The 6813-nt window shown below is 35.8% G+C and carries 8 protein-coding genes and 1 tRNA gene; all 9 read right to left on the reverse strand.

The genetic code is table 11. The features are described from left to right. Nucleotides 1-134: 134 nt before the first annotated feature. The 9 genes from bcp to RDQ32_RS11090 all read right to left on the reverse strand — a co-directional run bounded on the left by bcp (nucleotide 135) and on the right by RDQ32_RS11090 (nucleotide 6555). Nucleotides 135-590, reverse strand: coding sequence for a thioredoxin-dependent thiol peroxidase (bcp, locus tag RDQ32_RS06230; protein ID WP_308579527.1), 456 nt, complete (start codon nucleotides 588-590; stop codon nucleotides 135-137). 110 nt (nucleotides 591-700) lie between these two features. Then, complete coding sequence (locus tag RDQ32_RS06235; RefSeq protein WP_308579528.1) at nucleotides 701-1069, reverse strand: TIGR02328 family protein; 369 nt, start codon at nucleotides 1067-1069, stop codon at nucleotides 701-703. After that, nucleotides 1053-1457 (reverse strand): YbgA family protein, encoded by a 405-nt coding sequence (locus tag RDQ32_RS06240; protein WP_308579529.1) that lies wholly within the window; start codon nucleotides 1455-1457, stop codon nucleotides 1053-1055. Before RDQ32_RS06240 ends, RDQ32_RS06235 begins: the two co-directional genes overlap by 17 nt. Nucleotides 1458-1742: 285 nt before the next feature. Then, nucleotides 1743-2357 carry a DUF6088 family protein gene (locus tag RDQ32_RS06245; protein ID WP_308579530.1) on the reverse strand — a complete coding sequence of 205 codons (615 nt, stop codon included), beginning with the start codon at nucleotides 2355-2357 and terminating at the stop codon, nucleotides 1743-1745. 148 nt (nucleotides 2358-2505) lie between these two features. After that, complete coding sequence (locus tag RDQ32_RS06250; protein ID WP_308579532.1) at nucleotides 2506-3738, reverse strand: ATP-binding protein; 1233 nt, start codon at nucleotides 3736-3738, stop codon at nucleotides 2506-2508. 427 nt (nucleotides 3739-4165) lie between these two features. After that, nucleotides 4166-4237, reverse strand: a tRNA-Arg gene (locus tag RDQ32_RS06255). Nucleotides 4238-4511: 274 nt separating this feature from the next. After that, nucleotides 4512-5096 (reverse strand): hypothetical protein, encoded by a 585-nt coding sequence (locus tag RDQ32_RS06260; protein ID WP_001005371.1) that lies wholly within the window; start codon nucleotides 5094-5096, stop codon nucleotides 4512-4514. A gap of 5 nt (nucleotides 5097-5101) precedes the next feature. Beyond that, on the reverse strand, nucleotides 5102-5989 hold the full coding sequence (locus RDQ32_RS06265; protein WP_001270697.1) for a nucleotidyltransferase: 888 nt from the start codon (nucleotides 5987-5989) through the stop codon (nucleotides 5102-5104). Nucleotides 5990-6123: 134 nt separating this feature from the next. After that, a complete protein-coding gene (locus RDQ32_RS11090) occupies nucleotides 6124-6555 on the reverse strand; it encodes a zinc ribbon domain-containing protein (protein ID WP_001178677.1) in 432 nt (143 codons plus the stop codon). Between the last annotated feature and the right edge of the window lie 258 nt (nucleotides 6556-6813).

Here is a 6813-nt window from a genome sequence, read left to right on the forward strand (position 1 = left end):
AAATGGAACTTTTGAATTGCAAACAGTAAACAGAGAATACCTACTCATACAAAAAAGAGCTGCAAAAATCAAAATAATAGAGACATTTTCGGCAATATAGGTCTGAATATGGGGGTAGTCTGAGACGATACTTACTATCCCAATTCTCCCAGCATCTGCTCCGGGTTATCCGCAGCTTTTACCTTGTCAAATGCCTTTACAATCTTTCCATTTTCATCAATCAAATAAGTGGTACGAACCACGCCCATATAGGTCTTACCGTAGTTCTTTTTCTCCTGCCATACATCATAGGCCTGAATTGCCACAAGCTCCGGATCGGAAAGAATAGTAAAGGGCAGTCCGTATTTCTCTTCAAACTTCTTGTGGGAAGCCACGCTGTCCTTACTGACGCCCAGAACCACAGCACCCTTCTCTGTGAACTGGGGATATCGTTCTGCAAAGCCGCAAGCCTGCTTCGTGCAACCGGCGGTATTGTCCTTTGGGTAGAAATATAAAATGACCTTCTTTCCTCTGTACTCCGACAGAAAGTGCATGTTTCCATCCTGATCCGGCAATGTAAAATCCGGTGCCTTTGTTCCAACTTCCAACATAGTAATCCTCCTTTAACAGCGGTTTTTTCGCTAAAAATTTGCCACATGAATCATTGGCTCATCTCCCCTTTGAGAACAATGAGCTTTTGTAATATAAACCATTTAAACATTTATAGTTCTATTTTTATACCCTTATTTCGCAGGTTTTCTATACACTCGAGCAGATATTCCCCATTATGCTCTTTGTAGATAGGACTTTCTATCATTTTTTCTTCAAGATTATCGTATTTTTCTGCTGTCTTTCCTCTAAAATTTTTATCTCTCCACTCTTCAGAAACCTTATACCCTCTTTTTTCCATTTCATCCATAACTAAAGAATGAAATATAAATAAATGATATGGAGTATAGGAAAATGCATAATCTACTGTTTTATGCTTCTTATTCCACCCATTTCCTCTAAGGGCACAGCATTCTCTATGTTGTCCAAGAAGCTGATTTTTCGGCAATAAGGGAATCAGTTGTTCATGCCATAGTCTCATAATTTTCTCCTGTTAAGAAAGTAGATTCCTCTAAATATTGATTGGGATATTTCCTTAGTAAAGCGTTAAGATATTGAATCACAGCATCCTGACTATTTTCCCCTTCCATATATTCTTCCAATAGGGCAAATAATCCTTGCTTTTCCCTTTCACTTGCTTCTTTTTTAAAATATCCCCATACATGAAGAATGGCATTATGAAAATCTTTTTTACTCTCTTTGATACCCTTTACACTTTGTATTTTTTCCTGTAGATATACAATATCCACTTCCTTTTCTTTCAAATACTCTCGGATATCCAGATATGCCTTATGGGATTTGCTCAGCACATAATATTTATATTTTGCCCAGAGCTCTTCACATTCTTTTTTTATATTCTTGTGCTGCACTTTACGCCTTCTTTCAAAATATTGTAAACATCCCTATTCCATATTTAAAAAAATTGCAGCAACGAATCTCTCTAATCATTGCTGCAAGAACGAATGTTCCCTGCGAGAATCGAACTCACAACTAGTGCTTAGGAGTTCGTCCCATATCAGTCAGCAATTATTCATTTGTGTCAAAAATAGATAAACTTTATCAAGTGTTTAAGCCACTTCACTGTTTGTCTTTGTCAAACTAAGATAAGGTAAATAAAGCCTCTCTATCTTTATAATTCAATTTTGCAATCTGTCTCATTGCATATCCTCACATATTTGTTTTATTACTACGTACACCCACGACGTGGCAAATTTTGCTTCTTCAAGCATTGATATTTTCTCTTCCGTAGAAAATTTCTCTCTAATCTGCTTTATTACACTCTCAGTAATTCCATCCTTACCAATAGCCTTTATTGCTTGGATTACTAGTGCCGTTTTATAAGATAATTTTGAAATTTCCTTATTCGTTGTCTTTTTGAATTCCAACATTATCTTTTTATAGGTATATTTTTTATAAGCACCATCACATACATAAATCCAAACAGAGGGTACTTGCGTAGACAACCCCAATATGTTAAGAGCAGTGTCGCCATAAGGAACAATCGTCCAACCAAATTTTCTTGCTATAGCGTGTGCAACATCGTTAGGATCCGGTTCGATACATTCCCCAAGAAAAGAATTGTATTCCGGATATACATAAATGCCATGTAATATTTTTTTTATTAAGCCTTCTTTCTCCAGTCTCGATAACGTGACTCCTATTTTTGCACTATCTGAAATATCAGAAAAGTCACTCGCTGAAAATACCGAGCCCGGTTTAAATTTCGTTATGGTATCACGTGTTTTTCCTAATATATTTGGTCTTTCCATAAAATTACCTCGTTAAAAATATTATACACTTTTTTTAACGAAATTCAATTCTTTTAGTAAAGGAATTGTTTTAGAATTGTTAATTCGCTCAGAAAATAAAAATATCTCCATCATTTCAAAAGAGAATGACGGAGATATTTCACCTTGTTTATTCTTGTCGCAACCAATCGGCTATATCATGAATTTCGATTCCTTCATAACTATATTTTGGATGTTTGGTTCTGGCAATAATCATTTTCGGATAAGCATCTCGGATCTGAAGCAGAGGAGCGCACTCTCTCTCAAATGTTTCCTGCCCGGAAATGTTGTCGCTGACCTGAATATAAATCTTCTCGCTGCCTCTCTGAGCAACAAAGTCGACCTCCTTTTGATAGAGCTTGCCGACATAGACATCGTATCCACGGCGAAGAAGTGCGATGCAAACGATGTTTTCATATACTCTGCCGTAATCCATATTTCTGCTTCCCAGTATTGCATATCGAATACCGCTGTCACACAAATAGAACTTTTCAGAACTTTCAAGGTATTTCTTGCCTCGGATGTCGTATCTTTTAATATCATAAAATACAAAAGCACTGCACAAATACTTAATGTACTTGCCGACGGTTACATGATTGGTCGGAGTCTCATTTGCTGTCAGCAGCTGACTAACCTTATTAGGGGAAGTCAGGTTGCTGATATTATCCATAAGGAACTCGCTCAGACGCTGTAAAACCAAAGTGTCCGGGAGCGCATATTTCTGCACCAAATCCCTTGTAACAATCGTTTCGTAGACCTCTTTGATATAGTTTGTTCTGTCTTTTTCGGTTCTGTAAGCGTAAGAACCTGCTAAACCGCCCTTGATAGCGTAATCATCAAAGAGCTTATCTTTATCACTAACATCATCATAATATTGGCAATATTCCCGGAAGCTGAAAGGAAACACATGAATTTCAATATAGCGTCCGGTAAACAGAGTTGCCAGATCCGCACTCAACAGGAAAGCATTGGAGCCTGTTACATAGATGTCGTATTTTCCCTTAGAGTACAGGCTATTAATTGCCAACTCAAACTTGGGGCACATCTGCACCTCGTCTACAAACAGATAGTTCGTTTTACCTTCCTGATAATGTTCTTCCACATAGGCGTGTAAGGCATGGTATTCCTTAATTTCCTCATACGCCAAATCCATGAAGTCAATGAAGATAATATTGATGTTTTCAAAATGGCTTTTCAGATATTCAATATACGCCTGCATCAGATTAGACTTACCGGATCGACGAATGCCCGTGATGATCTTGATGTCAGGAGTACCATTCAGTTCAATGATTCTGTCTAGATACTTTGCTCTTGTAATTGTTTTCATATCGTCACCCGCTTTCAAAAGTTGAAGATTTTTCATTTCTTGAAACCGCTTCGGTGTACTTATTATACTGTCTGCTAATGGTATATGCAAGAAGTCGGCTCAATGACCGCCAGTTCCAATAGCTTTGATAAGAACTTCGATGCACCGGAATCTTTCAGCTTTATAATTGATACAACATCACTTCTTCCAAAATATTAAACAGTAGCAAATGTATTATATAAAGCAAGCACATGATCTATTGTTTTCGTTGATGTATCCTTTAACTTATTAGCAATGGACTCTGAAATATCAATATCTACTTTTGTTTCATCAATGTCTACTTTTGAATGTCTACTTTTATATTGGCAGCATAGCTCTTCGCATTCTTTTTTACATGCTTGTACGCCATTACACGCCTACACATTCCGTTTTAAAAACAAAAATTGCAGCAACGAATCTCTCTAATCATTGCTGCAAGAACGAATGTTCCCTGCGAGAATCGAACTCACAACTAGTGCTTAGGAGGCGCTTGTTATATCCATTTAACTAAGGGAACAATGGAACTCTCTTATTTTACCTATCCTGCAGTTTTCTGTCAATGCGGGGTAGGAACTAAGTTGCTGTTACTGTTAACCGGACTGTTTCTATATGTCTTGACGGTTACTACCTATACTGTGAAACGAAATCAAAGCTGCTGAATATCCGTATTAAACTATTAAACGTAACTAATGCGAGTATTTACGGCTTCGTTAATATACAGTATTGTTACATCTATGCCAAGTTTCCGATAGTTAGTTCTTCTTTCTTTATTTAAATCTTTACAAATCCAACTAGCGAGAAGGGTTGTTTATCTCAAAACTCATTGAACCTTTGGTTCCTCGATTAGTATAATAATTTCCTTCTAGTTGATTTGGATTATCAATATCAAGAATTACCGTCCCATAATGTATAGGACTTTGCAATTCAGCCCTTGGGCTATTTAAATATGTATAAATTAATTTTTGTGTTCCATTATCATTGATAATTGATGCTGTAATGCTATGGCTCGAACTTTCACCCGTTTTAAACTTAACTTTAATAGTCGTAAATGACTGTTCAATAGTAAGTTCACAATTTCTTTCATTCTGATCATAGTCCGTCTTGAAACTACCTACATAATTCGCAAATAAAATTGGAACATTATGAATCTTAGATAGTAATGGCCACCGCCATGCTGTTTTTTCAAAAATAGCCATAATAATTGCTGTAACTGATATAGCTTCACCAATATACCCAATGGCTGAATATACCAATGCCAAAATATCAGATTTAAGATTCACTGCAATCTCTTGGCCACTTATTAACAATCTTAATAACAAGCAAATTGCAAAAACCCATATTGTAATATTCAAAAATTTTTTCTGCTGTTCATTCATAAGTTTTATTTATAATCCAAAAATTCAATCATTCTAACTAAAAAAGTTTTTGTATCCTGTAAATTCCATTTCTGCTCTGAACGAAAAAGGTAATACATTCCACTTACTTCAACCCAATTTAAATTCACTTGAGACACTATGTAATATAACGCTTGCTGTAACAACCCTGTGTAGCTATTACTATTGAAAAACATCTGTTCAGGTATATTCCAGACCAAACATTCTATCAAATATGAAGAAATGCGTTCGTTTGTCAATCCTAGCTCCTGCATCTCGTTCTTAATATGCTTCATAATCCTAACTAAATATTTATATTTATAGTGAGTAGATTTATTCTTAGAGATACCATTTTGTATATGAACTTTAGGATAATTAATTACTTCATAATTTCCGTTTGAGGTAAAAAATTTGATGCCTTCAACAAATTTTTCAGATGACCTGCTACCAATATATCTATAATTTCGATATTGAAAACATGGGACTACATCTGCATTTACGTGATATGAGTTAGAATTAATATTGATACACTTATTGCCAATAGAAACTGATTCTGCACCAAATTTTGAAATTAACGCTTTAATCACTTCGTTTTTAAATACATTAGCATTGGTGCTGCTACTAGAGTAATTATAGTCTAGGTCCGATAACCCATCTACATACTCACAATAAAATAAAGATTTCACCATGATACAGATATCAATGTCGCTATTTTTCTTTACATTCGTATTATTTGCATAAGAACCTTGGGCAAAAATTTCATATTCATACTTTGAAGAGAGCCCACTCCTTTCTATTGCATCTTTAATCATTCCAATAGTATTTTCAACCCGTGTTTCTTCAGTGGCAGATAACGGCTTAATCCATGATTGTAATGCTTCTTCAGAATATCTCATTATAAAACAACTCCATTTTAGTTTTTTGGTTAATTCATAAAAAGTAACCGATATTAAAAAAATCCTACATATAATTATACCACTAAACAAGAAAAAAGGCTGCAAACATAGTGAACTATACTATGCCTACAGCCTTATAAATCAACTTCTGTTCCTTCCAAAAATCTAACGGTTATCTGTCCATCCTCCGAAATCAAAATACTATCTAGTACCTGACACATCTCAAAGGAATCATATTCCCAACACTCCTTATTTATCAATTCAGCCAGTAACACACTGTAATGCTTTTCTAATAACTGGTTTTCTTCCAAGATCTTATTCCACTTTCCATGCAACAAATCCATATTCTCACTCAGTAGTTTAACTGCCATCATTACAGCTTTCTCTAGTGTTCCCTCATCGATATGGTTATTCTGACAACCAATCTGTCCCTTTACCTTATAACGGTTGTTACACTGCCAAACTTTACGTTTGCCACGACTGGTCGTCCAGTTCTTACGTCCAAAAGCTGAACCGCATTCTGCACAGAACACCTTGGTAGTAAAAGGGTTGTCCTCATTTTGCATGATGTAGAAGAAATTGAAAAAGAAAATAGACTTCAGACAGCTATTGATGTTGTCAGAGAACAGTTTGGCTTTTTAGCCATACAAAAAGGAACCGTCCTAACTGAAGGTTCCTAAAATATTGAACGCAGTAAACTTATTGGCGGTCATTCCGCTGGTGTATTGGAGGGATTAAAATGATTGACCGTTCATCCTTACCATTTCAGTCAGCAAGAGAGTACCAGGATACAAAGATGCAAAAATGGATGGGCTTTTTCCTAT

Origin of the sequence: uncultured Oribacterium sp., assembly GCF_902481605.1 — a bacterium.
GTDB classification, from domain to species: domain Bacteria; phylum Bacillota; class Clostridia; order Lachnospirales; family Lachnospiraceae; genus Oribacterium; species Oribacterium sinus.

What these genes read in the sequence shown, in the direction of transcription:
- RDQ32_RS11090 (WP_001178677.1), bottom strand. Translation starts at nt 6,555, where the DNA reads ATGCAAAATGAGGACAACCCTTTTACTACCAAGGTGTTCTGTGCAGAA.
- RDQ32_RS06260 (WP_001005371.1), bottom strand. Translation starts at nt 5,096, where the DNA reads ATGAATGAACAGCAGAAAAAATTTTTGAATATTACAATATGGGTTTTT.
- RDQ32_RS06245 (WP_308579530.1), bottom strand. Translation starts at nt 2,357, where the DNA reads ATGGAAAGACCAAATATATTAGGAAAAACACGTGATACCATAACGAAA.
- RDQ32_RS06235 (WP_308579528.1), bottom strand. Translation starts at nt 1,069, where the DNA reads ATGAGACTATGGCATGAACAACTGATTCCCTTATTGCCGAAAAATCAG.
- bcp (WP_308579527.1), bottom strand. Translation starts at nt 590, where the DNA reads ATGTTGGAAGTTGGAACAAAGGCACCGGATTTTACATTGCCGGATCAG.
- RDQ32_RS06265 (WP_001270697.1), bottom strand. Translation starts at nt 5,989, where the DNA reads ATGAGATATTCTGAAGAAGCATTACAATCATGGATTAAGCCGTTATCT.
- RDQ32_RS06250 (WP_308579532.1), bottom strand. Translation starts at nt 3,738, where the DNA reads ATGAAAAATCTTCAACTTTTGAAAGCGGGTGACGATATGAAAACAATT.